Origin of the sequence: Sphingomonas sp. LR59, from assembly GCF_036855945.1 — a bacterium.
Lineage (GTDB): Bacteria > Pseudomonadota > Alphaproteobacteria > Sphingomonadales > Sphingomonadaceae > Sphingomonas.
The window spans coordinates 3,378,866-3,403,708 of record NZ_JASPFL010000001.1; the positions used below are offsets into that span (position 1 = coordinate 3,378,866).

Below are 24,843 nucleotides of genomic sequence, written 5' to 3' on the forward strand. Positions count from 1 at the left end.
CATCGTTGCTGTGTCTACGGCGAACTTTCGTCACCTCCCCGGCGGAGGCCGGGGCCCAGTTGGGGGATGTCGCTAACTAAGCGCAGCGCGTCGTTACTTCGACCTTTCCAACTGGGCCCCGGCCTTCGCCGGGGTGGTGTTCTTAGCTGCTATCGTACGTTTCCGGTTCTTGTTCTCCCGCGAAGGCGGGAGCCCAGACTGGGTCCCCGCCTTCGCGGGGAAACACGTTTGGTGCACGGTCGCTCGCACCAATCGCACCACCCCGGCGGAGGCCGGGGCCCAATTGGGGGGCGATGGTAACGGAGGACTTTGCGCCGTTACTTCGACCTTTCCAGTTGGGCCCCGGCCTTCGCCGGGGTGGTGGGGTGGGGTGGGGATCGGTTCTCTCCGATGCCACGGCGTTTGGCTTCCACACCGGGCACGGCTAACACACCGGGATGACCACGCCCCCATCGCCGAACAGCGCTCGCACAGCTTCACCACGCATGGCGTGACGATCGAGGATCCCTATGCGTGGCTGAAGGACCCGAACTATCCGGAAGTCGATGACGCCGACGTGCTCGCGTATCTCGCTGCCGAGAATGTGTATTTCGAAGAGCAGATGGCGCCGCATACCGCGCTGGTCGACACGATCTACGAAGAGATGAAGGCGCGCATCAAGGAGGATGAATCCTCGGTGCCGCAGAAGGATGGCGATTGGCTCTACTGGACCGCGTACGAGACCGGCGGGCAGTACAAGAAATGGTGGCGGCAGCCTGTTGCGGGCGGTGACGACGAGCTGTTGCTCGACGAGCCGGCGCTGGCGGAGGGGCACGAGTATTTCCGGCTTGGGGCGTTCTCGGTCAGCAATGACGGGCGGTATCTCGCCTATGCGATCGACGACAACGGCAGCGAGCGGTTCGAGGTTCGGGTCAAGGACCTGGATACCGGCGAGCATCTGCCCGACGTGATTCCGGGGATGCTCAGCGAGATCGTTTGGACCGCGGACGATGCGGGCTTTTTGTACGGGCTGGCGAACGAGCAGTGGCGGACGGACAATGCGCGGTTCCACCGGTTGGGGACGCCGATCTCCGAGGACGTCGTGCTGTTCCACGAGGAAGACGAGGGCTTCCGCGTCGGGGTCGGCGAGACGAGTTCGCGCAAGTGGATCGTGATTGCGACCAGCGATCATGTGACGAGCGAACTGTATCTGCTGCCGGCGCATGAGCCTCTGGCGGTGCCGATCCTCGTTTCGGCGCGGAAGGTGGGCCGCGAATATGACGTGGACGAGCATGATGGGACGCTGTTCATCCACACCAACGACGTCGATCCGAATTTCCGGCTTTGTACCGCGCTGGTCGAGGAGCCGGATGCGTGGAGCGAGCTGATCCCGGCCTCGCCGCATTTCTATATGACCGGCGTGGAGTGTTATCAGGACTTCTTCGTGGTCGATGGGCGCGAGGACGGGCTCGATCAGATTGCGATCCATCGATACGAGACGCCGACCGAGGGCAAGCGGATCGATTTTCCCGAGGCGAGCTATGTCGCCGGGCTGGGGGACAATCCCGAATACGACATGACCGTATTGCGGCTTGGGTATGAGTCGATGGTCACGCCGGGGACGGTGTACGACTATGACGTCGATACCGGTGAGCGGACGATGCTCAAGGTGCAGGAGATCCCGAGCGGCTATGACGCCGCGAAATATGCGACCGAGCGGCTCAAGATCGTCGCGCGGGACGGGACGGAGATTCCGGTGTCGATCGTCTATCCGGCCGGGTTCGTGCGCGACGGGTCGGCGCCGTTGTTCCTTTATGCATATGGGGCGTACGGCTATGCGATCCCGCCGGGCTTCTCGACGGGGCGGATGAGCTTGCTCGATCGCGGGTTCGCCTATGCGATCGCGCATATCCGTGGTGGCGATGACCTGGGCCAGCAATGGTATCTCGATGGCAAGCTGGAGAAGCGCGCGAACACGTTCAACGATTTCGTCGATGTGGCCAAGGCGCTGGTCGACGCGCAGTGGACGTCGGCAGGGAAGATCGCGATTGCCGGGCGGTCTGCGGGTGGCGAACTGATGGGGGCGGTGGTCAACTCCGATCCCGAACTCTGGGGCGCGGTGATCGCGGACGTGCCGTTCGTAGACGTGCTGAACACGATGCTCGACGAGAGCTTGCCGCTGACGCCGGGCGAGTGGCCGGAGTGGGGGAACCCGATCGAGGACGAGGCTGCGTTCAAGCTGATCCGGTCGTATTCGCCGTACGACAACGTGAAGGCGCAGGCTTATCCGCCGATGTTCATCAGCGGCGGGTTGAACGATCCGCGCGTGACCTATTGGGAGCCGGCGAAGTGGGCGGCGAAGCTGCGGTTGATGAAGACCGACGACAATGTGTTGCTCCTCAAGACCAACATGGGCGCGGGGCATGGCGGCAAGTCGGGGCGGTTCGAATCGCTCCGCGAGGGCGCGGAGGAGCATGCGTTCGTGCTGTGGCAGCTGGGCGTGGCGGGGTGAGCCGGTTCACGCTCTCGATCACGGCGCAGGACGCGGATATCGACGAGCTTGGGCATGTGAACAATGCGGTCTGGGTGCAGTGGATCCAGGCCATCGCGACTGCGCACTGGGTGGCTGTGGCGCCGGCCGAACATAAGCTGGCGTATGTGTGGGTCGTGACGCGGCATGAGATCGATTACCGCGGGAGTGTCGTCGCTGGGGAGACCGTGACGGGCGAGACTTGGGTCGAGGGGGCGCCGAAGGGGCTCGGTTTGACCGGCATGTGCGGTTTGTTGGGGGTGATGGGAAGGTGAAGCTGCAGGCGGTGACGACCTGGGCTTTGCTGGATCGGGGGACCGGGCGGTTGATGCGGGTGCGCGAGGATGTGGCGGCGCCGTTTTATCCTCCCCGGAACGGGGAGGGGGACCGCGACGCGTAGCGGCGTGGTGGAGGGGAGCGCCGCAAGCGTTACGGCTGTTTCGGAGCGATACCGGGCGCTGCTATCGGGTAAGGCGTGTCTCACGGCTGGTACTTTTGTCGCACGCCCCCTCCACCAGCTTCGCTGGTCCCCCTCCCCGTTCCGGGGAGGATTAGCCGCTGTTGCGCAGGGCGGTGGCGATGGCGTTGATGGATAGGAGGATGCCTTCGCCTATCCGCGGGTCGTCCTCGCCGGCGCGGCGGCGTTTGATCAGTTCGATCTGGAGGAGGTTAAGCGGCTCGATATAGGGCAGGCGGAGGCGGATCGAGGCGTCTAGGGCGGGGTGCTTTTCTAGCAGGCGGGACTGGCCTGTTACCGCGAGCAGGCCGTCGTGGGTCTGGTGCCAGCCGTCGCGGATCGTGGTGAAGATCTCGCGGAGCTTGTCGTCCTCGACGAGCCCGGCATAGCGCTCGGCGATGCCGATGTCGGACTTGGCGAGCACCATCTCGAGGTTCGCCAGCGCGGAGGCGAAGAGCGGCCAGCCTTGCGCCATGTCCTTCAGCAGCGCCTTGTCCTCGAAATCGGCGATCGCACGGCCGACCCCGTACCAGCCGGGGAGCATGACGCGCGCCTGCGCCCAGCTGAACACCCAGGGGATCGCGCGGAGATCCTCGATCCGGTCGGACTTGGTGCGGCTGGCGGGGCGGCTGCCGATCTTGAGCCCGGCGATCTCGGCGATCGGCGTCATCTGGCGGAAGAAGGTGCGGAAGCCCTCCGTGCCATAAACCAAGTCGCGGTAGCTGTGGAACGCGGTGTCGCTGAGCGTGTCCATCGCCGCGGAGAAGCTGGCGTTGTCGGCGTTGGAGAGGCGTTCGGGTTCGAGGCTTGCGAGCAGCGTGGCCGACGCGATCGCCTCGAGATTGGTCATCGCGGCGTCGCGCGTGCCGTATTTGGCGGCGATGACTTCGCCTTGCTCGGTGATGCGGATGCGGCCCTGGACGGTGCCCGAGGGCTGTGCGCGGATCGCGCGGAACGCCGAGCCGCCGCCCCGCCCGACCGCGCCGCCGCGGCCGTGGAACAGCTGCATGCCGACGCCTGCCGCGGCGAAGACGGGTTTGAGTGCGGTCGAGGCTTTCGACAGCTGCCAGGTGGAGGTGAGGTAGCCGCCGTCCTTGTTGCTGTCGGAATAGCCGATCATCACTTCCTGATGGCCGCGCGCCTTGGAGATCGTCGCGATCTCGGGGAGCGCGAACCACGCGGTCATGACGGCGGGGGCGGCTTCGAGATCGCCGATCGTCTCGAACAGCGGGACGGCCATGATCGCTGCCGTGGGGGTTGCGCCGGGGCGGTAGAGGCCGACTTCCTTGAGCAGGAGGTTCACCTCGAGCAGGTCGCTGACCGACTGCGCCATCGAGACGATGTAGTTGGTGATGCACGCGGGGCCGTAGGCGGCGTGCGCGTCGGCGGCTGCCTGGACGATCGCGAGTTCGCCGGCGGTTTCGTCGGAATATTCGGCGAAGCGCGAGGTGAGGGGGCGGGCGTTGGCGAGTTCGCGGCGGAGCAGCGCGACGCGGGCGTCTTCGTCGAGCGCGAGGTAATCGTCCTCGACGCCGGCGACCTTGAGCAGTTCGGCGACGACGCGTTCGTGGACGGCGCTGTTCTGGCGAAGGTCCAAGGTGGCGAGGTGGAAGCCGAACGTCTCGACGCCGCGGATCAGCCGGCCGAGCGCGCCGCCGGTCTTGAGCGCGATGCCGAGGCCGTGCGCGAGCGTGACGAGGTCGGCGCGGAAGTCGGCGGGGTTGGCATAGGGCTCGCCAGCGAGACGGCCGGGGCGGGGGCGTGCTTGCCGGTGAGCGCGTCGTGCGTCGCGGACAGGCGGGCGTAGATGCCGGAGAGCGCGCGGCGATAGGGCTCGTCGCTGCGGCTGGCGGCATCGTCGCCGCTGGCGTCGGCGAGCGCCTGCACCGCGGCGTCGGCGGGGGCGTGTTCGGTCGAGATCGAGAGCTCGGCGCCGAGTGCGTGCACCGCGTCGCAATAATAACCGAGCACAGCCTCGCTCGCCTTCGACAGCGCGGTCTTGAGCGAGTCCGCGGTGACATAGGGGTTACCGTCGCGGTCACCGCCGATCCAGCTGCCGGGGCGCAGGAAACTGGGCGTGCGTTCGCCGAGCGCGCGGTCCCAGCGCTGGTAGAGCGCGGGAAGCGCGGGGAGGAACACGTCGCGCAGATAGCTGAGCGCGGTGTCGACCTCGTCGGTGACGTAGAGGCGGTCGCGGCGCAGGACGCGGGTTTGCCAGAGCAGCGCGATCTGGCGGAGGATCGCGTCGTCGACGCTGTCGCCGTCGGGCGTGGTGTCGCGGCCGAGATCGCGCAACGCCATCAGCTCGGCGATGCGGTTGCGGTGGTCGATCATGCTTTTGCGCCGCACTTCGGTCGGGTGCGCGGTGAGCACGGGGGCGATCAGCGCGTGATCGAGCAGGCTCCGGATTTGAGTTCGGTCGATGCCTTCGGATTCGAGCTGGGCGATCGCGGAGGCGAGATCGGCGCCGTCTTCCGCGGCGATGCCCTGGCGGTCTTCGGCGAGGTTGGCGAGCATCGAGAACAGCATGAAGCCGCGGACGAAATCGAGCGTCTCGTCGAGGCTGAGCTTTTCGAGGCTGAGATCGACCGCGCGATCGTCGCCGGGCTTGCCTTCGGAGGCATCGCGGTGGCGCTCGACGGAGGCCTTGCGGATCGTCTCGGTGGCCGCGAACAGCCGCTCGCCGCCATAGGCGCGGATGACGTCGCCGAGCAGTTTGCCGAGGAAGCGGATGTCGGAGTTGTTCGCGATTGCGGGGAGGCTAGCCATGGCGCCTTGCTGCGCTGCGGCAGGGTTCAGGTCAACCGGGAATGGGGTATGATAGAGGTGAAATCGAATGCGGGGCGAGGGCGTGGTGTAATATTATTGTCCCTGGATATCCCGAGCGCGAGTCTTATGCTGCCATTCCCTATTCCGTCATCCCAGCAAAAGCTGGGATCTCCTCGTGTGGCGGGTTCCGCGCATCACGAGGGATACCCCAGCTTTCGCTGGGGTGACGGATTTGGGGCTGGAGTGACGGATGTGTGTCGGGCGGGGCGGGACCGGATTTGAGGATGGCGCAAGGGATGCCGCCCGGCGTTCAGCGCTTCCGCGACTCCGCGCGTTCTTCCGAGGTGACGGTGCCGTCTCGGTTGAGGTCCATCCTGTCGAACCAGGCTAGCGTGCCTTCGCTCCACTCGATCGCGGTGATGACGCCGTCCTTGTTGCGGTCGAACGCCTTGATGCGCGCGTTCGGTGCGGGGAGTTCGTCCTTGGTTATGCGGTCGTCGGCGTTGCGGTCTAGCGTGCGGAAACGGCGTTCCATGCTGGCGCCGAAATCTAGGCGCGACGTTACCGAGGGGGCACGAAGCCTACCGCGTTGGCATCGGCCTGCGCGCGCTGCTCGTCCTTGTTGCCGCACGCGGACACAAAAGTCCCGTCGCGGCAAGCGCCGCCACCAGTTTCACCTGCATAGTATCTCCCGTCGTCTTGAAAGCCGTTACGCTTCCAGTTCAACGTCCCAATAGAGCCAGTCGTGCCATGTGTCGTGCAGGTAGTTGGGGGAAGCTGCGGCCATGTTCCTGCAAGTGCCAGTTGGTCGGCCGGATCGCCTCGATGTGCAGCGGCATCGCTGCCTGTTTGGGGGTGCGGCCGCCCTTCTTGAGGTTGCAGGGCGAGCAGGCGGTGACGACGTTCTCCCACGTGGTACGACCGCCTTGCGCACGCGGCACGACATGGTCGAAGGTGAGATCGCGCAGCTTGCCGCAATACTGGCAGGTGAACTTGTCGCGCAGGAACAGGTTGAAGCGGGTGAAGGCGGGAAATTGCGACGGTCGGACGAACTGCTTGAGCGCGATCACCGAGGGCAGCTTCAGCGCGAAATTGGCGCTGCGCACTTCGCGTTCATAGGTGGCGACGATGTCGACACGATCGAGGAAGACAGCCTTGACCGCGGTTTGCCACGGCCAGACGCTGAGCGGATAGTAGGAAAGCGGCGTATAATCGGCATTGAGCACGAGCGCCGGACAACCATCCGGATGACGCATCAGATCGGGGTGAAACACGGCTCCTCCCACTCAGGCTTCGCAGAGCGCCCTATGGACGATAGCGATGACGGCAGCATGACAGCACGGCGCGTAGCGGTCGGTCAAGCGCGGTGAGTGTCGTGACGCGGTTCGCGCCGAGCCCGACCGGGCGGCTGCATCTGGGCCACGCGGCGTCGGCGATCCGCGCGCACGACTTTGCGCGCGAGCGGGGCGGGCGGTTCGTGCTGCGGATCGAGGATATCGATGGGACGCGGAGTCGGCCGGAGTTCGTCGATGGGATTCTCGAGGATCTGGCGTGGCTTGGGTTGCGATGGGACGAGCTCGTGTTTCAGTCGGAGCGGCTGGCGACGTACGACGCGGCGATGGAAGGGTTGAAGGCGCGCGCGCTCGTGTATCCGTGTTTCTGTACGCGGGCGGAAATCGCGGCGAGTGCCTCTGCGCCGCAGGGGGAGGTCGGTCCGGTCTATCCGGGGATTTGTCGGGGGCTTTCGGCGGCGGAGGTTGCGGCGCGGACGGGGGCGTGTTGCTGGCGGTTGGATATGGCGAAGGCGGTGGCGGAGGTCGGCGCAGTGTCGTGGCATGACGCGACGGTCGGGGCGGTGGTTGCGGCTCCGATGGTGCAGGGCGACGTCGTGCTGGCGCGGAAGGATGCGCCGGCGAGCTATCACCTGGCGGTGACGCTCGACGATGCCGCGCAGGGGGTAACGGACGTGGTGCGCGGGGTGGATTTGTTTGCGGCGACGCACGTGCACCGGGTGTTGCAGGCGCTGCTGGGGTTGTCGGTGCCGCGCTATCATCATCATCCGCTGGTGGTGGATGCGGCGGGGCGGCGGTTGGCCAAGCGGGATGGGGCGTTGTCGTTGGCGGAAATGCGGGCGGCGGGGGAGGATGGGGCGGTGTTGGCGGCTCGGGTGCGGAGTGGGGGTGATCGCGGCCTGCTAAGCGAAAGCCAAGTGAGCGCCTGAACTGAGTGGTGCCGATACCCCCGAACACGGTGCGGCCGCAACGCCGCGCACCTGCACTTCCTTGTTCTCCCGCGAAGGCGGGAGCCCAGTCTGGGTCTCCGCCTTCGCGGGGAAACATGGTGGCAGCGCGGCGGCTCCAATGTTGTACCACCCCGGCGGAGGCCGGGGCCCAATTGGGGGACGGTGCTGGCGTAACGCATCGCTCCGTTACCTCTGCTTTCCCAATTGGGCCCCGGCCTCCGCCGGGGTGGTGCTTTACAGCTCGATCCCCAGTCTCGGCGCTGCCCAGGTCATCGCCGCGTACAGCGCGATCGTCAGCACGCAGCCCGCCACCAGCGACACCCAGAACGGGACACCATGTCGCAACAGCGCGGGGATCAGCAGGAACATTGGCAGCGATGGCAGCACGTACCAGAAGGTCGCGCCCGCGTGCGCCGCCATGGTTCGGGGATCGGGTTTGTCGTGCCAGAGCCAGATCATGCCGAGCACCGAGACAAGCGGCAGCGATGCGACGAGCGCACCGAAACCGGGATAGCGCTTGGCCAGTTCCGATGCGGCGGCGATCAGGATACCGGAAATCAGGGCTTTGAGCGCGAGATAGAGCATGCGCCATGTGCGCCGTCCGCGCGGCATTCCGCAACGGTGTTGGCACCATGAGGCTTGCGGGCAACATGGGTCATTTCCCGGCATCGGGTACGCCATTGCTACCCCGCCGGTGCGCGCTTACACTCGGGTCATGAACACATTCCTCGTCATCCTCCTGATCGCGGCAATGATCGCGACCGTCGTGGCTCTGGTGCGGGGCGTCGTGTCGTTCCTGCAAGAGGGCACGGCGCAGGTCCGCGACGGCAGTGGACCGAGTGCCGCGTCGCTGAAATCGAATCGGATGATGCAGCAGCGGATCTTCTTCCAGGCGCTGGCGATCCTGATCGTGGTGGTGATCTTGTTCGCGGCGGGGCGGAACTAAGGGAACTGCAATTGGGGCTACGTCGCTCGCACTCTGCCGTCATTCCAGCGGAAGCTGGAATCTCGTTGTTGGGTGGGCGTCGCGAACCACGAGGGATACCCCAGCTTTCGCTGGGGTGACGGGTGCTGTGGGGCGCCGGATTCGGGTGCTGTGGCGCGCTGGATTCGGGGGCTGTGGGGATACAGGATTTCTTCGTTGGGTCCCGACTTCGTCGTCGGGTGGCGACGTTAGCGTTGGGTGATGGGGCCTCACCGCGTTTCAATCTGGAAGATTCATGGTCAAGCTGAACAAGATCTACACGCGGACGGGGGATGACGGCACGACGGGGCTCGTCGATGGATCGCGCGTATCGAAATCGAGCGCGCTGATGCAGGCGATCGGCGATGTCGACGAGGCTAACTCGGCGATCGGCTTGGCGATGATCGCGCTGGGCGACCAGCCGATGGCGGCGGCGCTGACCCGGATCCAGAACGACCTGTTCGATCTCGGCGCGGATCTGGCAACTCCAGCCGGCACGGACGAGGGTGGCGGTGATCCGTTCGCACCGTCCGAGATGGTGTTGCGGATCGTGCCGTCGCAGGTCAAGCGGCTCGAGCGCGAGATCGACGCGCTGAACGCGCACCTCGCACCGTTGCGCAGTTTCATCCTGCCGGGGGATCGGCGGAAGCCGCCGCACTGCACCTGGCACGCGCGATCAGCCGTCGCGCGGAGCGATCCGCCGTCGGTGCGAGCGTGACGCAGCCGCTCAATCCGGCCGCATTAGCGTATGTTAACCGGCTTTCGGATTTCCTGTTCGTAGCATCGCGGGCGGTGAACCAAAACGGCGCCGGAGACGTTCTTTGGCGACCGGGGGCCACGCGCGACTAGGCGCGTATCGTCGCTCGCGTTCCAACGTCGCTTCGCTCGACGTAGAACTGAGGAGAGATAGATGCCCAATCCCGTTCGTCCCGACCGCGAAGGCCTGCCGGAAACGTCCCCGTTGGCCGAGCGGTTTGCCGCCGTCCGCGACCTGACGCTCGCGCTCGCGGCGCCGCTGTCGGATGCGGATGCGACGGTGCAGTCGATGCCCGATGCGTCGCCGACCAAGTGGCACATGGCGCATACGACGTGGTTCTTCGAGACGTTCGTGTTGCGCGATCATGTCGCCGGCTATGTGCTGCACGACGAGCGCTTCCCGTTTTTGTTCAATAGCTATTACGAGGCCGAGGGGCGGCGTCACGCGCGCGATCGTCGCGGGATGGTGACGCGGCCGTCGATCGACGAGGTGCGGGCGTATCGCGCGCATGTCGATGCTGCGTTGCTGGAGGCACTGCCGGATTTGCCGGAGGAGGCGCGAGACTTGGTGGCGCTCGGGTGCCATCATGAAGAGCAGCACCAGGAATTGTTGGTAACCGACATCCTTCACATGTTTTCGGAGAACCCGCTTAAGCCGGCGATGTGGCCGGCGGCGCGGAAGGTCCCGGTCGCAATGCCAGGGCCGATCGGCTGGATCGCGCATGAGGGCGGGATCGTCGAGGTCGGGCATGACGGCGAGGGCTTCGCGTTCGATTGCGAGGGCCCGCGTCACGCCGCCTTGCTGGTGCCGCATGCGATCGCGGACCGGACCGTTACGAACGGCGAATGGGCGGCGTTCATTGCCGATGGCGGCTATACCGAGGCGCGGCACTGGCTGGCGGATGGCTGGGCGTGGGTGAAGGCCGAGGGCATCGTCGCGCCGCTCTATTGGGAGCAGGGTGAGGCGGGCTGGACGCGGTTCGGGCTCGATGGTCGGCGCGCGATCGATCCGGCGGCGCCGGTGACGCATGTCAGCTTTTTCGAGGCGGATGCCTATGCGAGCTGGGCCGGCGCGCGGTTGCCGACCGAGTTCGAATGGGAGGCGGCGGCGGCCTCGCACGACGCGAACGGGGGCAACCAGATGGATGTCGCCGGACCGGTTGAGCCTCGGCCCTCCGCGGGCGGACCGGCGTTCTTCGGCGACGTCTGGGAATGGACCGGCAGCGCGTATCGGCCTTATCCCGGGTTCGTGACGGCGGCGGGCGCGGTCGGCGAATACAATGGAAAGTTCATGAGTTCGCAGTTCATCATGCGCGGCGGGAGCTGTGCGACGCCGCGCGGCCATGCGCGGGCGAGCTACCGCAATTTCTTCTATCCGCATCAACGGTGGCAGTTCACCGGCGTGCGCCTCGCGAAAGATATCTGATGTTGAAGCCTGAGATCGAGGACGGCCAGCAGACGTTGGCCGATCCGCAGTTCCGTGCGGACGTGCTGGACGGGCTCGCTCGGCGGCCGCGGGCAATTCCGGCGCGGTGGTTCTACGATCGGCGCGGCTCGGAGCTGTTCGAGAAGATCACCGACCTGCCCGAATATTATCCAACGCGGACCGAGCGGGCGATCCTGGAGACCGCGTGTCCGGAGGTGGCGACGCTGGCCGGCGAAGGTCGTGCGGTCGTTGAGTTCGGGTCGGGATCTTCGACCAAGACGCCGATCCTGCTCGATGCCGTCGCGCCGTCAGTCTACGTGCCGATCGATATTTCGGGCGATTTCCTGCGTGAATCGTCGAAGGTGCTGGGCGAGCAGTTCCCGGACCTTCTCGTGCTGCCGTTCGAGGCCGATTTCATGCGGCCGCTGAGCTTGCCCAAGACGATCGCCGACACGCCGAAGCTCGGATTCTTTCCGGGGTCGACGATCGGCAACATGATCCCGCTGATGGCGGTCGACCTGTTGCGCGCGATGCGGACGTCGCTTGGCGTCGGCGCGATGCTGTTGATCGGGATGGACCGGATCAAGGGGGAGGACGTGCTCGTCCCGGCGTATGACGATGCGCAGGGCGTGACGGCGGCGTTCAACCTCAATCTGCTCGAGCGGATCAACCGTGAGCTGGACGGCGACATTCCGGTCGACGCGTTCCGCCACAAGGCGGTGTGGAACGACGATCGCGCGCGGATCGAGATGCATCTGGAGGCGGTGCGCGACGTCACGTTTACCGTCGATGGGCGGACATTCGAAATGTCTGCAAGTGACTCTATCCACACGGAAAACTCGCATAAATATGGCGAGCGGGATGCACGGATCCTGTTGCGGTCGGGTGGGTGGACGCCGGTGGCGGCTTGGACCGATCCTGAGGGGCTGTTCGGGGTGTATCTGGCCGAGGCTCAGGTGGAGCGGCCCGCGCCCTGAGCGGCGCGCAGTCGGCGGTGATCAGCGGAACGTCAGCATCGCTCAATTGCGGACATTTGCGGTGTTGTGCATATTAGCGCTTTGGGTGCGCCGCCGATGAGTGGATCTCAAATTTTTGTCGTCGTCTTTGCTGCCGTGTCGATTGGCGTGAGTTTGGTTGCGAGATGGCACGTCAGCAAGATATCCGGCCTTAAGGGAAAGCCGTTTTGGATTGCCGGTTCCCTGGTCGGATTTGGGGGCTTTACTACCAGTCTCAGCTTGCCGGGCGATCTCTATATCAGTTTCGGGCTGCAAATCCCCGTGGTCATGCTTTTGACGAAGGCGAGCGCTGGAACGGTCATCAAGGCTATGTTTCCGTTCATTGCCGTTGTGGCGCTCGCGAAATGCCATTGGCCGAAGATTACTCCCGGGATTTGAAAGGTGGCCATTCCGCTTACTTCCCATTCGAACCATTGCCGTCGTGCGAGAAGCAAGCGGTTGTGCGTGCGGTGGGGTCTCTAGCTGGGCAGTGCCGTTGCCGAGCTTGTCGTTCGAACGAGTGGTGCCTTGTTTGGCAATGCCCCATCCCGACCCGACCCGGAAGGGAGAGGGTTAGCGCGCCACCGTCGCGCGCCAGGTCGTGATGTAGTCGATGTTGCCGCGGCATTCGCCCATTTCGGATTGCTCGGACAGGCGCAGGCGGGTGCCGTCCCAGACGAAGCTCTGGTGCACGCCGCAGTCGCCCAGGCCGCGGCCCTTGGCGTAGCTGGTTAGGATGCCGTTCTCGAAACTGCCGTTGACGACGCTCTTGACCGGCGTGGCGGAGTTGGCGCCGGTTTCCTCGAAGCCGGAGGGGGCGTCGGTCTGGGCCGGCGTGATCGTGGCGCCGTCGATGATGAAGAGCGCGCCGATCAGATTGTACGCGCCGGTTGAGCAGGGGAGGATCGCGAGTGACTTGCCGCCGCCTAGCGCGTGAACTTCGGGGGCGAACTGGGTCGGGTCGGCGCCATCGGGGAAGTTGCCGATATCGCACGACCCGCGTTTGCGCATCGTCGCGATCTGCGCGGCGGTGAGCTTGGCGGCGGCGCCCGAGGGCGCGATCGCGGCGATGACGGGGAGGGCGGGCGTCGGCGCGCGCGAGGCGGCGGGGCCTCTGGCGACGACCGCGTCGACGGTGCCCGCCCGGCCCTGTTGCGCGTCGATGTAGCGGAGCGCGGCGGCGGCGCCTTTCAGCGAGAGCGTGGCGAGCGTGGCGCCGTTCGCGTCGAGGATTTTCAGCGACTGGGCGTTGGCGATCGCGGCGGCGAGGGCGGCGGCGTCGCGCAGGGCTATGGGCTTGCCGTCGACCGTGAAGCTGGCGGGCGGGCGCTTGGTGGCGGCCTGATCGTTGCGGGTCTCGATCGCCAGCGAGACCTTGCCGCCGCCGTTCGCGACCGGGCCGGGCTCTCGGGTGAGGTTGAGCGTGAGATTGTCCTGGCCGATGCTCGCGTCGGGGAGGAGCGAGCCGAGCGTGCAACGCAGGGCGTTGTCGCAGCCTACGGTCCAGTCGGTGAAGGTCTTCGTGGCGCCGGGCTTGGGCGGCGCGTGCGTGTCGGTCGGCTGTGGTGCCGTCGGGGCTGCGGGAGCGGGCTTGGTCTTGGCCTCGGGCGCGGAGTCGGCCTTGGGCTGCGGCGTGGGCTGGCTCGGCGAACAGGCCGTCATCAGCGGCAGCATGACGAGGGGGCCAGGAGGGGCGTGAGGGCGGAAAAGATCGGTTTGCACAGCATACTTGCAGCCTAGCGCGCTGGCAGCGCGGGGAAAAGCGGCTAGGGAGGGGGCAACAAATCAGGAGAGTGATGTGCAGACGATCGGTGTGATTGGTGCAGGGCAGATGGGCGCGGGGATCGCGCAGGTTTCGGCGCAGGCGGGGTACCGCGTGCTGCTGGCCGACGTGTCGCTGGAGGCGGCGACCAAGGGCAAGGCGGGGATCGCGAAGGCGCTCGGCCGGCTGGTCGAGAAGGAGAAGATCGCGGGCGAGGCGCGTGATGCGGCGCTCGCGCTGATCGAGCCGGTCGCGAGTGTCGCGGACATGGGCGACTGTGCGATCGTGGTCGAGGCGGCGACCGAGCGTGAGGCGGTGAAGCGTCAGATCTTCGCCGAGGTCGGCAAGGTGCTGGGGCCGGACGCGATCCTGGCGTCGAACACGTCGTCGATCCCGATCACGCGCCTCGCTCAGGCGGCGCCCGATGCGGCGCGGTTCATGGGCGTGCATTTCTTCAACCCGGTGCCGGTGATGCGGCCGATCGAGCTGATCCGCGGCCTCGCGACCTCGGACGCGACGGTGGCGGCGGTGGAGGCGTTTGCGGAGAAACTCGGCAAGCAGGTGGTGCATGCCAACGACGCGCCGGGCTTCATCGTCAACCGCGTGCTAATGCCGATGATCAACGAGGCGTGCTTCGCGCTGGGCGAGGGCGTGGCGAGCGTGCGCGACATCGATCTGGCGTGCCAGTTGGGGCTGAACCATCCGATGGGACCGCTGACGCTGGCGGACTTCATCGGGCTGGATACGTGCCTGGAGATCACGCGCGTGCTGTTCGAGGGGACGGGCGATCCGAAGTTCCGGCCGGCGCCGGTGCTGGTTAAGTATGTCGAGGCTGGGTGGTTCGGGCGGAAGACTGGCCGCGGGTTTTATGATTATTCGGGCGCGGAGCCTGTGCCTACTCGGTGAGGGGTGGCGCAGCCGTTTCGGAGGGAGCGGCTGCGGACTGCTGCATTGAAGTGCGTTAGCCGCCATACAAGTTACGCTCATAACTATGGTGAAGCGGGAGTTATTTGACATAGCCGTGGCGGGGCCAGTCCCCCAGTATGGGATCGGTTTTAACTGTGGCAAACGCTTCGCTGCCCATGCATTCAAAACCTGCGTAATCTGGAAAGCCGAACGAGCGAACAGAGAACAATTTTATGGTTTCGCCACTTCCTTCTGGGAAGGAGTATCGCAGGCCGACAATCAGCCATGCAAGGCCGCTCGGATATCCATCGCTGAAGTCCCACGGGACGAACGTTTCGATGTAGAGGGGTTGGGTTCGGCCTGGGAATACCGTCAGCCCTGCATCACGCTCCTCATGAAGTTTAGCGGCGACCGCATCGGCACAATTCTGGAGGGCTTGATCTCGAGCGGCGAGATTGAATGAAAGCAGATCACCATCCTTCGGTGCATAAAATAGGCATTGCACCTGTTCTCGAACATCTATGGCGGGAGCGACGCCAGCGTTGAGGGGCCTTACTTCTAATTGGAGAGAGTAGCCCTTGCGGTCGTAGTTGACGCACACGCCGCGCAATTTGACGTCGACGTCGAGCCAAGGTCGATTGGCATCATGAGCCGCATTGGCGCTTCGTTTATTTTCGTAGGCAGCTTTCTTAGCGAAATATGCAGCTGCGATAGCTGCTGCCATGGTTATTGCCGCGAGCGCGATTCCAAAGCCTGCGAAATACACGGTCCACCAAGAGGCGTCCGCTGACGACTTCGCTGCATCGGCAGCTTTCCACTGAGCGCATAGGGCTGCAACATCCGAATTTTTAGTCTTATAGCAGGGATCGGATGAATAGCCCGAGAACGGTGTGAAGCTTGCCACAGGTATAGCGCGTGACTTCGGAACCGGTGAGGAGTTGGCTTGCGTTGAGGGACTTTGGTTGGCGCAGAAGAGAAGCCAGCCGACCATGACGATTACGAATTTTCGCGTGAGCATGCGCCGAGCATTTCGTAATTTAGCGAGTGAGGCAATTAGCATTTTACGTCTGATAGAGTTTCATCAGTCGGTCGGCTTTCGGCTAAATCCGCGAAAAGAGGCTGCAACTGAGTGAGTGACCTCTTTTGGGCGTTATCTACCGGTATGTAGGCGCTGTATTTTTGCGATCTTGGTCGCTAAGTCGCGCGGCGGGATCGTTCGTTTGTACAAGCGGTGATATGATACAGTCGACGCAATCAGCGTAAAGGTTCAGTGATGAGCGGCAGCACGACGATGACGATCCGGGTGACGTCGGCGCTCAAGGCGCGGCTCGGGCGGTTGGCGCAGGATACGCAGCAGAGTCCGTCGGATCTCGCGGCGCTGGCGGTGTCGGGGTATGTCGATCGTGAGCTTGCCGTCGTGGCCGGTATTCGACGTGGGCTCGATGACGTCGAAGCTGGTCGGGTGATCGGGCATGACGATGCCATGCGCGCGCTGCATGCGGCGATCGACAAGGTTGGCGACAAGGCGGGTGGTTGACCCGGACCGTCGTCTGGTCTCGCGATGCACTGGACGATCTGGTGGCGCAACTCGCCTATATTGCAGCGGATAACCCTGATGCCGCACGCCGGGTTGCAGCGCGGATCGGTGATGCGGGCGCGGCGCTCGGAGCGATCCCGACCGGGCGTCCGGGGCGGGTTGGCGGTACTTTCGAGAAATCGGTGACGGGGCTGGCGTACGTGATTGCCTATGCGATCACGGTGCATGGCGATCGGGAGGACATATCAATCCTCCATGTGATCCATACTGCGCGGGATTGGCCGGTCGAGGCATGGCCTGAAGACTAGAGAGCAGAGATTTAACCAGATCGGTTAAACGGCTTGACATCGTTACGCTCGTTTGGTACATAACGGGAACGCTGAAGAATTGCGGGTCGGGCTGGTGGCTCGGGCGGAGAGAGGCCGGGACGGTCGGGGTGGGAGCCTCGAGTGTCGCCGGCCTTTTCGCGTTCTGGCGGACCTTGTTGTCGGGAGAGCGGGGATGGTGCGGTTGGTGGCGGCGGATAATCGGATCGTGCAGTGCGCCGCGGTGCGCAAGGATGGGTGGACCAAGGCGCGGCGCGAGGGGTTCTTCGCGATGCTGAGCGCGACGTGCAACGTGCGGGCTTCGGCAGCGGCGATGGGGATGACCGATTGCGGCGCCTATTATCTGCGGCGGCGCGATCCGGTGTTTGCGGCGCAGTGGCAGGAGGCGCTGGCGGAGGGCTATGGGCGGCTCGAACAGGCGCTGATGGCGCTGGCGCTGGAGGGGATCGATCCTGCGCCTGCGATCGAGGCGGGGATCGAAGAGGTGCGGGCGGCGACGTGCGGCGGGACGAAGACCGAGGGCTTCGGAGCGGAGCGGCGGCGGGCGGACGCGGCGGCTCGGGCGGCTGACGGGGGCGGGGATGCGGTGGTTCCCGGTGCCGGGCGCCGGGCCGGGGGTGCAGCGCATGTGGGCGTTGGCGATAGGGTGATCGTGGGATCGCTGGGCGGTACGTCGGGGATCAAGCCGGTGATTACCAGCGTCGATCTGGCGCTGCGGTTGCTGGCGCGGAACACGGACCGGGTTGCGGGTACGGCGGGCGGGCGGGGGCGCAAGGCTCGGGCTTCGGCGGAGGAGACCGATGCGGCGCTGATCAAGCAGCTCGATGCGCTGGCGCGGCGGATCGCGGTGTCGGAGGCCAAGCGGGTCGGGGACAAGTTGGTCGAACATGGGGTCGGTGAGCATGGCGCTATCGAGCAGGGCGCCATCGAGCAGGGTGGCGCTGAGCAGGGCGTCGCGTCCGAAGCGCTGCCGGAATGAGCGGGGACGAGGCGGCGCCGGCGCGCGATCCGGTGGCGGAGCTGGCGATGTTGCCGCGGACGCGGGCGGACTGGGTGCTGGGGATGCTGACCACGGCGCAGCGGCGGGAGCTGCATGATCGGTGGGAGGTATGGGCACATCCGGGGCAGCATCTCGGCGCGCGCACGCGGGCTGGTGCGGCGGCGGATGACGGGCGGATCTGGGTGATCCTGGCGGGGCGCGGGTTTGGCAAGACGCGCGCGGGGGCGGAGTGGGTCAGCCAGGTGGCGCGGGACAACCCTGGCGCCCGCATCGCGCTGGTCGGGGCGACCATCGAGGACGTTCGGCGGGTGATGATCGAGGGGGAGAGCGGGTTGCTCGCCGTCGCGCGCGATGACGAGGATCTGGTGTGGCGGGCTGGCTCGGGCGAGCTGCGGTTTGCGAATGGGGCGTTGGCGTTCGCCTATTCGGCGGAGGCGCCCGAGGCGTTGCGCGGGCCGGAGCATCTGGCGGCGTGGTGCGACGAGGTGGCCAAGTGGCGCAACGGGGATGCGACGTGGGACAATCTGATGATGGGGCTGCGGCTGGGCGACCTGCCGCGGATCGTGGTGACGACGACGCCTCGCCCGGTGGCACTACTGCGGCGGATTCTGGCGTTGCCGGGGGTGGTGCGGTCGCAGGGGCGGACGCGCGATAACGTGCATCTGCCGGTGAGTTTCGTCGAGGCGGTGACCGCGACCTATGCGGGGACGCGGTTGGGACGGCAGGAGCTTCATGGCGAGCTGATCGAGGATGTCGCGGGGGCTTTGTGGACGCGGGAACTGGTGGAGTCTCGGCGGGTGGCGTTTGCGCCGGCGGTGACGCGGGTCGTGGTGGGGGTGGATCCGCCGGCCGGGAGTGTGTCCGGGGGCCGGGGGATGCTTGCGGGATCGTTGCGGTGGCGCTTGGGAGCGATGGGTTCGGGTATGTGCTGGAGGATGCGAGCGTTTGCGGGGCCAGTCCGGAGGGCTGGGCTCGGGCGGTGGCCGAGTGTGCGGCGCGGCATGGCGCGGACCGGGTGATCGCGGAGGCCAACCAGGGGGAAGATGGTGGGCAGCGTGCTGGCCGGCGCGGACCAGGCGATGCCGGTGAAGCTGGTGCATGCGTCGCTTGGGAAGGTGGCGCGGGCGGAGCCGGTGGCGGCTTTGTATGAGGCTGGGCGGGCTTGGCATGTGGGGGCGTTTCCGGACCTGGAGGATGAGCTTTGCGGGCTGATCGCGGGGGGCGGGTATGAGGGGCCGGGACGGTCGCCGGATCGGGCCGATGCTCTTGTCTGGGCTATGACCGAGGTGATGCTGGGGCCGCGGGCGCGGGTTTCTGTGCGGGTGCTTTAGGTTTGTCCTGATCCTCCCCTGGCAGGGGAGGTGGCAGCCCTTGGGCTGGCGGAGGGGTGTCGCGCTATCGAGGGGGTGTCACCCCTCCGTCTGGCAAGCGCCAGCCACCTCCCCTTGCAGGGGAGGATCAAGCGTATGGGAGATCGTCCATGAAATTGTTCGGGTGGAAATCCGGGCGCGATGAGTCGCGGCCGGTGTTGTCGCGTGCGCTGAGCGCGCCGGGGTTTCAGGGGGCGTTTGGCGATGTGCCGTACTCGTATGAGGCGCAGGTGCGGGCGGGGTATCTGGGGAATACGATCGTCCAGCGGGCGGTGAAGCTGGTGGCGGAGTGCGTCGGGTCGGCGCCTTTGCTTGGGTCGGATCCGGCTTTGGTGGCGCTCGTGACGGCGCGGTCGGGGGGCAGGCGCTGGTCGAGACGGTGGCGGCGCAGATGCTGCTCCACGGGAATGCGTATGTGCAGGTGTTGCGCGACGTCGATGGGGGGCGGCGGAGTTGTTTGCTTTGCGGCCCGAGCGGGTGGCGGTCGAGGCGGATGCTAGCGGGTGGCCGGCGGCTTACCGGTATCGGGTCGGGGAGCGGGTTACGCGGCTGCATGCGGATCCGGTTCGGCCCGAGGTGATCCACCTGAAGAGCTTCAATCCGGTCGATGACCATTATGGGCTAGGGTGCCTGGGGGCGGCGTCGGGCGCGGTGGCGATCCACAATGCGGCGGCGCGGTGGAACAAGGCTTTGCTCGACAATGCGGCGCGGCCTTCGGGGGCGCTGATGTATGATCCGAAAGATGGCGCGGTGTTGTCGACCGAGCAGTTCGTGCGGTTGCGGGGCGAGCTGGAGGCGTCGTTCTCGGGGGCGGGGAATGCCGGGCGGCCGATGCTGCTGGAGGGGGGCCTCAGGTGGCAGGCGTTGAGTCTGTCGCCCGCCGACATGGATTTCGTGGGCACGAAGGCGGCGGCGGCGCGGGAGATCGCGCTGGCGTTCGGGGTGCCGCCGATGCTGCTCGGGCTGCCGGGGGACAATTCCTACGCGAATTACCGCGAGGCTAACCGGGCGCTTTGGCGGCTGGGGGTGCTGCCGTTGGCGTCTTCGGTGCTGACGGGGATCGCGCAGGGGTTGAGCGGGTGGTTCGAGGGGGCGGCGTTGACGGTCGATCTCGATCGGGTGCCGGCGCTGGTCGAGGATCGCGAGCGGCTCTGGGGGATGGTGAGTGAGGCTTCGTTTCTTAGCGATGCGGAGAAGCGGGCGCTGCTCGATATCGAGGAGACTGTCTGATGGATGGGGCGGTGTTGGCGCAGTTGATGCGGCAGGGGGCGGAGCGGGGGTGGACCTCGTTACGCTGCGGGCGATCGTCGAGGAGGCTGGGGAGTTGGGGGCGGCTCGGGCTTTGGCGCGGGTGGCTTTGAGCGACGAGCGGGCTCGGGAGGACGTGGCGGAATTGCGGGAACTGCTGGCGGCTTGGCGGGATGCGAAGCGGTCGGTTTGGAAGGCGGTTGTGGGGTGGATCGCGCGGTTGGCGATGGCGCTGATGTTGGCGGGGCTGGCGGTTAAGCTGGGGTTTGCCGCGTGGTTGAAGTGAGTGTCGCGTTCGCGGGGTATGCGGCGGTGTTCGATGTTGTCGATCGGGCTGGGGATGTGGTGCGGCGGGGGCTTTCGCTGGGGCTGGGGTGGTGCCGTTGTTGTGGCAGCATCGGGGGGTGGCGGTTGGAACGCTGACGTCCGTTTTTGAGGATGCGCGGGGGTTGCGGGTCGAGGGGGTGGTTGCGGATCCGGAGCTGGCTCGGTTGGTGCGGGGTGGGGCGGTGGCTGGGTTGTCGGTTGGGTATCGGGCGACCTCCGTTCGGCAGGGGGTTCGGCGGGAGTTGCTGTCGGTCGATCTGGTCGAGGTTAGTCTGGTGGCGGTGCCAATGCAGGTTTTGGCGCGGGTTGAGGTACTCCGTCATCCTGACGAAAGTCAGGATCCAGAGCCGTGAGCGACGGTGTTCGGTACCCTGGGTCCTGACTTTCGTCAGGATGACGGGAGAAGTTTCATGAGGCGTCCTGCGGGGCGCCTTTTTCGTTTCGGGTGAGGAGATGGGCATGAGTGTTGTTGACCGGCCGGTTTTGGAGGGGGCGGCGCCTCTTGGGGTGAGTGCGGCGTTTGCGGGGTTCGTTCGGACTGGCGCGACGCTGGAGATGAAGGCGTTTACCGGGGTGACGGGGGACTCTGGCGGGTTTGCGGTGCCGCGCGAGATCGATGCGCAGATCGATACGTTGCTGAAGGCGGTGTCGCCGATCCGGTCGATCGCCAATGTCGTCAAGGTGGGGTCCGCCGGGTACCGGAAGCTGGTGACGACCGGCGGTACGCCGTCCGGGTGGGCGGCGGAGAATACCGCGAGACCCGAGACGGCTTCGCCGGTGTTCGTCGAGATCGCTCCGCCTACGGGGGAGCTGTATGCGAATCCCTCGGCTAGCCAGGCGATGCTCGACGATGCGGCTTTCGATGTCGAGGAGTGGCTCGCGGGCGAGATCGCGATGGAGTTCGCGAAGGCCGAGGGGGCGGCGTTCGTGTCCGGGTCGGGGGTTTCGCGGCCGAAGGGGTTTCTGACGTCTGCTACCGCGGCGACTGCCGATGGCGTGCGAGCTTTCGGGACTTTGCAGTATCTGGCTAGCGGTACGGCTGGGGACTTTTCGGCGAGTCCGCAGGAGCGGTTGATCGATCTGGTTCAGTCTCTGCGCGGGCCGTATCGGCAGGGGGCGAGCTTCGTCATGAATGCCGCCACGTTGGCGCGGATCCGGAAGTTCAAGACGAGCGATGGGGCGTTCGTCTGGGCACCGTCGCTGGCGGCGGGGGTGCCGGCGACGTTGCTCGGCTATCCGGTGGTCGAGGCCGAGGACATGCCGGATATCGCGGTGAATACGCTGGCGATCGCGTTCGGGAATTTCCGCGCGGGGTATATCATCGCGGAGCGGACCGAGACCGGGATCCTGCGCGATCCGTATTCGAACAAGCCGTTCGTGAACTTCTACGCGACCAAGCGGGTCGGTGGGTGCGTGACGAATTCCGAGGCGATCAAGCTGATGAAGTTCTCGGTGGCTTGAGTTTCGGCGGGAGGGGTTTGGGACGAGGGGTGCTCGTCCCAAACCCCTCTCCCTCCCACGTGCAAGGGCATGCGGGCCCCTCCCTCTCCCCGGAGGGGCGAGGGAAGTTTTGGAGACATCTTATGACGGGGTCGGCGATTTCTGCCGGGGTGATCGCTGAGGTGGTCGTCGCGGCTAGGGCTTTGTTGCGGGTGGAGAGCGGGGAGGACGTTGTGCTGGCGCGGTTGGCGCAGACGGCTTTGCTGCTGGCGGAGGCTTTCCTGGGGGCGGCGGTAATCGGGCGGCCGTTCGAGGATGTGGTGACCAGTGCGGCGGGGTGGCGGCGACTGGTGGTGGCGCCAGTAAGTGCGATTGCCGGGTTTACCGGGTTGCCCGCTGACGGCGCGCCGTTCGTGTTGGCGGTCGGGGCGTATGCGGTCGATATCGATGCGGATGGGGTGGGGTGGGTGCGTGTCCTGGCCGCGGGGTCTGCCGGACGGGTTGCGGTCGCGTATTCGGCTGGGCTCGCGCTGAGTTTCGAGGCGGTGCCCGCCCCGATCGCGCAGGGGGTGGCGATGCTGGTCGCGCACCTGTTCGATCACCGCGAGAGCGATGTGGCGCCGCCGGCGGCGGTGGCGGCTTTGTGGCGGCCTTATCGGCGGATGCGGCTTGGCCTTGAGGTGTACCCCGGAGCTTTGGCGTGAGTGGGCGGGTGGTTTTGCAGGCGGCTGTCGTCGCTCGGCTGAACGCGGTGCTGGACGTTAGCGTTTTCGATGCGCCGCCGGTGCGGGGTGGGCTGCCTTATGCGGTGGTCGACGAGCCGGTGCTGTCGGATTGGAGCACGAAGACCTGGGTTGGGCGGGAGGGGCGCGTTCTTTTGATTCTGTTCGATGGGGGAGAGCGGCCGGTTCGGGTGCGCGCTCTGCTGGCGGCGGCGGAGGACGGGTTGGAGCTTCTTGATCCAGTGCTTGGGGAGGGGTGGCGGGTGGTTCGGTTGGCGCTGGTGCGGTCTCGCGTGCTGCGGGTCGGGGATCGGTGGCGGGGGACGTCGGAGTTTCTGGTGCGGATGTACCGCGAGAACTGAGGGAGATCGACATGGCGGTGGAGAAGGGGAGTGCGTTCCTGCTGAAGGTGGGGAACGGGGCGGCGACCGTCGTGTACGCGACCGTGGCGGGGCTGCGGACGACGCAGATGTCGGTGAATGGGGAGGCTATCGTTGTCACCACCAAGGATTCCGGGGGTGGCGGCAGTTGCTGTCTGGGGCCGGGGTTCGGAGTGTTTCTGTCTCGGGAGCTGGGGTTTTTACGGGGTCTGTCGCCGAGTTGCGGGTGAAGGCTAGCGCGCTGTCGGGGGTGCTCGATGATTATCGGCTGGCGTTCGAGGGGGCGATACGATGACGGGGAAGTTCCTGGTGTCTCGGCTGGATTACGCCGGGGATTTCAATGGGGAGCGGTCTTATACGCTTAGCCTGGAGAGTTCCGGGGCTGTTGTGGTGGGGTGATCTCCCTCGTCCCTTTGGGGAGAGGGAAGGAGGAGCCGCTTGGCGATGGGAGGGTGAGGGGTGGTTGGGATTTATGTCCTTAGCCTCACTCCCCTCTCCCTCCCCGCGCAAGGGCGCGCGGGCCCCTCCCTCTCCCCGGAGGGGCGAGGGACTTTCAGGAGAATTCTTATGGGTGATTTGGCCAATGCGGTTCGGGGGAGGCTTCTCTTCGGGTCGCTGGGGAGACGCTTGTGCTGCGGCCTAGCTTTGCGGCTTTGGTCGCAGCCGAAAATGAGCTTGGGCCTTTGTTTGCGCTGGTAGAGCGCGCGGCCGGCGGGGAACTCGGGATTGGCGAGATGGTGGGGCTGTTCTGGCATTGTCTTCGCGAGTGTCCCGAGGGGGTTACTCGGGAGCGGTTGGGGGAGGCTGTGGTCGAGGCTGGGCTGGCGGCGGTGACGCCGGTTCTGCGGGTGCTGTTGCGGCAGATTCTGGCGGGGAAGTGACGTTCGCGGACAGCGCTGGGCGGTTGGCTGGCTTTGCGGGCGCGGTGTTGGGGTGGGCGCCGGAGGTGTTCTGGCGGGCTACGCCGGGGGAGTTGGCGGGAGTTGTGGGGGCTTTGGTGGGCGACGTTGCGGCGCCGCCGGATGCTTCGACGATCGCGCGGTTGAGGGGGCTTTTCCTGATGGATGATTTCGAGACGGCGATAGCCTCTGGGCTGGTGAGCGTGCGGGCGGATACGAACGGGTTCTCGCGTGATGTCGAGGCTATGCGGGGGAGCTTGAGGGTGTGCTCGGGAGCGGGGCGGAGCGGGCGGCGCTGCGGGTCGAGGCGGGGCTGTTGCGCGCGGTTCGGTCGGGGAAATTGGGGTTCGAGGAGCTGAAGGGGGTCGCGCTGTCGGCGCTGGATGCGATTGCTTCGGCGGCTTTGAAGGCTGGCGTGCAGTCGGTGTTGAGTGGTGGGGGTTTGAGTGGGGCGCTCGCTGGGCTGGTTGGTGGGTTGCCTGGGCGGGCGACCGGCGGGCCGGTGTCTCCGGGGCGGGCTTATGTCGTGGGGGAGCGGGGGGCGGAGGTGTTCGTGCCTACTTCCAGCGGGCGGGTCGAGGCTGGCGCACCGGGGGGCGTGCGCGAGGTGAGGGTGGCGATCACGGTGAATGCTGCCGCGGGGAGTGCGCCGGGGGTGCTGGCGCAGTCGAGCCGGCAGGTGGCTCGGGCGGTCAAGGCGGCTTTGGCGGTGGAGTGAACTTGTCCCTCTCCCCGCCGGGGAGAGGGAAGGAGGAGCCGCAGGCGACGGGAGGGTGAGGGGTGGTTGGGATTTGGGTTCTAGCCTCAC

Annotated in this window: 17 protein-coding genes and 11 pseudogenes; 22 read left to right on the plus strand and 6 right to left on the minus strand. The window is 66.1% G+C overall.

What is annotated here, in order from left to right; translation table 11 throughout:
* Positions 1 to 451 precede the first annotated feature (451 nt).
* On the plus strand, positions 452 to 2,491 hold the full coding sequence (locus tag QP164_RS15790) for a S9 family peptidase (RefSeq protein WP_333924288.1): 2,040 nt from the start codon (positions 452 to 454) through the stop codon (positions 2,489 to 2,491).
* Positions 2,488 to 2,909, plus strand: a pseudogene (locus tag QP164_RS15795) (acyl-CoA thioesterase). The gene QP164_RS15790 and the pseudogene QP164_RS15795 overlap by 4 nt, the downstream one beginning before the upstream one ends.
* A gap of 151 nt (positions 2,910 to 3,060) precedes the next feature.
* Here QP164_RS15795 and ppc read toward each other — a convergent pair.
* The 3 genes and pseudogenes from ppc to QP164_RS15815 all read right to left on the minus strand — a co-directional run bounded on the left by ppc (position 3,061) and on the right by QP164_RS15815 (position 7,009).
* A pseudogene (gene ppc / locus QP164_RS19900) lies at positions 3,061 to 5,735 on the minus strand (phosphoenolpyruvate carboxylase).
* 310 nt (positions 5,736 to 6,045) lie between these two features.
* A complete protein-coding gene (locus tag QP164_RS15810; RefSeq protein ID WP_333923745.1) occupies positions 6,046 to 6,270 on the minus strand; it encodes a hypothetical protein in 225 nt (74 codons plus the stop codon).
* A gap of 174 nt (positions 6,271 to 6,444) precedes the next feature.
* Positions 6,445 to 7,009, minus strand: a pseudogene (locus QP164_RS15815) (HNH endonuclease).
* Between the two features lie 92 nt (positions 7,010 to 7,101).
* Between QP164_RS15815 and gluQRS the strand changes: the two are divergent.
* On the plus strand, positions 7,102 to 7,956 hold the full coding sequence (gene gluQRS / locus QP164_RS15820) for a tRNA glutamyl-Q(34) synthetase GluQRS (protein WP_333923746.1): 855 nt from the start codon (positions 7,102 to 7,104) through the stop codon (positions 7,954 to 7,956).
* Positions 7,957 to 8,211: 255 nt separating this feature from the next.
* Here gluQRS and QP164_RS15825 read toward each other — a convergent pair whose 3' ends face one another.
* On the minus strand, positions 8,212 to 8,562 hold the full coding sequence (locus tag QP164_RS15825; protein WP_277984626.1) for a DUF3147 family protein: 351 nt from the start codon (positions 8,560 to 8,562) through the stop codon (positions 8,212 to 8,214).
* A 130-nt stretch (positions 8,563 to 8,692) separates the two neighbouring features.
* Between QP164_RS15825 and QP164_RS15830 the strand changes: the two genes are divergently transcribed.
* The 5 genes and pseudogenes from QP164_RS15830 (at position 8,693) to QP164_RS15850 (ending at position 12,517) form a co-directional block, all read left to right on the plus strand.
* Entirely contained in the window at positions 8,693 to 8,923 is a 231-nt protein-coding gene (locus QP164_RS15830; protein WP_132735390.1) for a twin transmembrane helix small protein, read from the plus strand.
* Between the two features lie 274 nt (positions 8,924 to 9,197).
* A pseudogene (locus QP164_RS15835) lies at positions 9,198 to 9,673 on the plus strand (cob(I)yrinic acid a,c-diamide adenosyltransferase); the annotation flags it as partial.
* Between the two features lie 178 nt (positions 9,674 to 9,851).
* On the plus strand, positions 9,852 to 11,123 hold the full coding sequence (egtB, locus tag QP164_RS15840) for an ergothioneine biosynthesis protein EgtB (RefSeq protein ID WP_333923747.1): 1,272 nt from the start codon (positions 9,852 to 9,854) through the stop codon (positions 11,121 to 11,123).
* The gene (gene egtD, locus QP164_RS15845) at positions 11,123 to 12,100 is read left to right on the plus strand and encodes an L-histidine N(alpha)-methyltransferase (protein WP_333923748.1); all 978 of its coding nucleotides are present in this window, start codon (positions 11,123 to 11,125) and stop codon (positions 12,098 to 12,100) included. The genes egtB and egtD overlap by 1 nt, the downstream gene beginning before the upstream one ends.
* Positions 12,101 to 12,196: 96 nt before the next feature.
* Positions 12,197 to 12,517 carry a hypothetical protein gene (locus tag QP164_RS15850; RefSeq protein WP_132897434.1) on the plus strand — a complete coding sequence of 107 codons (321 nt, stop codon included), beginning with the start codon at positions 12,197 to 12,199 and terminating at the stop codon, positions 12,515 to 12,517.
* A gap of 174 nt (positions 12,518 to 12,691) precedes the next feature.
* Here QP164_RS15850 and QP164_RS15855 read toward each other — a convergent pair whose 3' ends face one another.
* Positions 12,692 to 13,792 (minus strand): DUF1176 domain-containing protein, encoded by a 1,101-nt coding sequence (locus QP164_RS15855; protein WP_333923749.1) that lies wholly within the window; start codon positions 13,790 to 13,792, stop codon positions 12,692 to 12,694.
* A 124-nt stretch (positions 13,793 to 13,916) separates the two neighbouring features.
* Between QP164_RS15855 and QP164_RS15860 the strand changes: the two genes are divergently transcribed.
* Positions 13,917 to 14,786: a 3-hydroxybutyryl-CoA dehydrogenase gene (locus tag QP164_RS15860; RefSeq protein WP_333923750.1), complete on the plus strand. Its 870-nt coding sequence runs from the start codon at positions 13,917 to 13,919 to the stop codon at positions 14,784 to 14,786.
* A gap of 100 nt (positions 14,787 to 14,886) precedes the next feature.
* Here the strand turns inward: QP164_RS15860 and QP164_RS15865 are convergent, their stop codons facing one another.
* On the minus strand, positions 14,887 to 15,804 hold the full coding sequence (locus QP164_RS15865; RefSeq protein ID WP_333923751.1) for a hypothetical protein: 918 nt from the start codon (positions 15,802 to 15,804) through the stop codon (positions 14,887 to 14,889).
* A 255-nt stretch (positions 15,805 to 16,059) separates the two neighbouring features.
* On the opposite strand from QP164_RS15865, the gene QP164_RS15870 reads away from it, so the two are divergent.
* The 13 genes and pseudogenes from QP164_RS15870 to QP164_RS15930 all read left to right on the plus strand — a co-directional run bounded on the left by QP164_RS15870 (position 16,060) and on the right by QP164_RS15930 (position 24,753).
* A complete protein-coding gene (locus QP164_RS15870; protein ID WP_333923752.1) occupies positions 16,060 to 16,323 on the plus strand; it encodes a CopG family ribbon-helix-helix protein in 264 nt (87 codons plus the stop codon).
* Positions 16,320 to 16,631 carry a type II toxin-antitoxin system RelE/ParE family toxin gene (locus tag QP164_RS15875; protein WP_333923753.1) on the plus strand — a complete coding sequence of 104 codons (312 nt, stop codon included), beginning with the start codon at positions 16,320 to 16,322 and terminating at the stop codon, positions 16,629 to 16,631. The genes QP164_RS15870 and QP164_RS15875 overlap by 4 nt, the downstream gene beginning before the upstream one ends.
* Positions 16,632 to 16,824: 193 nt before the next feature.
* Positions 16,825 to 17,628 carry a hypothetical protein gene (locus QP164_RS15880; protein WP_333923754.1) on the plus strand — a complete coding sequence of 268 codons (804 nt, stop codon included), beginning with the start codon at positions 16,825 to 16,827 and terminating at the stop codon, positions 17,626 to 17,628.
* A 47-nt stretch (positions 17,629 to 17,675) separates the two neighbouring features.
* A pseudogene (locus QP164_RS15885) lies at positions 17,676 to 18,980 on the plus strand (DNA-packaging protein).
* Between the two features lie 149 nt (positions 18,981 to 19,129).
* Positions 19,130 to 20,249, plus strand: a pseudogene (locus tag QP164_RS15890) (phage portal protein).
* A pseudogene (locus tag QP164_RS15895) lies at positions 20,249 to 20,553 on the plus strand (DUF6127 family protein). The pseudogenes QP164_RS15890 and QP164_RS15895 overlap by 1 nt, the downstream one beginning before the upstream one ends.
* Positions 20,550 to 20,947 (plus strand): annotated as a pseudogene (locus tag QP164_RS15900) (HK97 family phage prohead protease). Before QP164_RS15895 ends, QP164_RS15900 begins: the two co-directional pseudogenes overlap by 4 nt.
* A 106-nt stretch (positions 20,948 to 21,053) precedes the next feature.
* Positions 21,054 to 22,055 (plus strand): phage major capsid protein, encoded by a 1,002-nt coding sequence (locus QP164_RS15905; protein WP_333923755.1) that lies wholly within the window; start codon positions 21,054 to 21,056, stop codon positions 22,053 to 22,055.
* A gap of 122 nt (positions 22,056 to 22,177) precedes the next feature.
* Positions 22,178 to 22,738, plus strand: a complete 561-nt coding sequence (locus QP164_RS15910) for a head-tail connector protein (RefSeq protein WP_333923756.1) — start codon at positions 22,178 to 22,180, stop codon at positions 22,736 to 22,738.
* Positions 22,735 to 23,118, plus strand: coding sequence for a DUF3168 domain-containing protein (locus QP164_RS15915; RefSeq protein ID WP_333923757.1), 384 nt, complete (start codon positions 22,735 to 22,737; stop codon positions 23,116 to 23,118). The genes QP164_RS15910 and QP164_RS15915 overlap by 4 nt, the downstream gene beginning before the upstream one ends.
* An 11-nt stretch (positions 23,119 to 23,129) precedes the next feature.
* Positions 23,130 to 23,535, plus strand: a pseudogene (locus QP164_RS15920) (phage major tail protein, TP901-1 family).
* Between the two features lie 194 nt (positions 23,536 to 23,729).
* Positions 23,730 to 24,017: pseudogene (locus QP164_RS15925) on the plus strand (gene transfer agent family protein); the annotation flags it as partial.
* A 179-nt stretch (positions 24,018 to 24,196) separates the two neighbouring features.
* Positions 24,197 to 24,753: pseudogene (locus tag QP164_RS15930) on the plus strand (tail tape measure protein).
* Positions 24,754 to 24,843 lie beyond the last annotated feature (90 nt).

Coding starts and splice junctions, on each gene's coding strand:
- egtB (WP_333923747.1), top strand. CDS start 9,852: ATGCCCAATCCCGTTCGTCCCGACCGCGAAGGCCTGCCGGAAACGTCC.
- QP164_RS15855 (WP_333923749.1), bottom strand. CDS start 13,792: ATGCTGCCGCTGATGACGGCCTGTTCGCCGAGCCAGCCCACGCCGCAG.
- QP164_RS15865 (WP_333923751.1), bottom strand. CDS start 15,804: ATGCTCACGCGAAAATTCGTAATCGTCATGGTCGGCTGGCTTCTCTTC.
- QP164_RS15825 (WP_277984626.1), bottom strand. CDS start 8,562: ATGCTCTATCTCGCGCTCAAAGCCCTGATTTCCGGTATCCTGATCGCC.
- QP164_RS15850 (WP_132897434.1), top strand. CDS start 12,197: ATGAGTGGATCTCAAATTTTTGTCGTCGTCTTTGCTGCCGTGTCGATT.
- QP164_RS15810 (WP_333923745.1), bottom strand. CDS start 6,270: ATGGAACGCCGTTTCCGCACGCTAGACCGCAACGCCGACGACCGCATA.
- QP164_RS15910 (WP_333923756.1), top strand. CDS start 22,178: ATGACGGGGTCGGCGATTTCTGCCGGGGTGATCGCTGAGGTGGTCGTC.
- egtD (WP_333923748.1), top strand. CDS start 11,123: ATGTTGAAGCCTGAGATCGAGGACGGCCAGCAGACGTTGGCCGATCCG.
- QP164_RS15830 (WP_132735390.1), top strand. CDS start 8,693: ATGAACACATTCCTCGTCATCCTCCTGATCGCGGCAATGATCGCGACC.
- QP164_RS15870 (WP_333923752.1), top strand. CDS start 16,060: ATGAGCGGCAGCACGACGATGACGATCCGGGTGACGTCGGCGCTCAAG.
- QP164_RS15905 (WP_333923755.1), top strand. CDS start 21,054: ATGAGTGTTGTTGACCGGCCGGTTTTGGAGGGGGCGGCGCCTCTTGGG.
- QP164_RS15880 (WP_333923754.1), top strand. CDS start 16,825: ATGGTGCGGTTGGTGGCGGCGGATAATCGGATCGTGCAGTGCGCCGCG.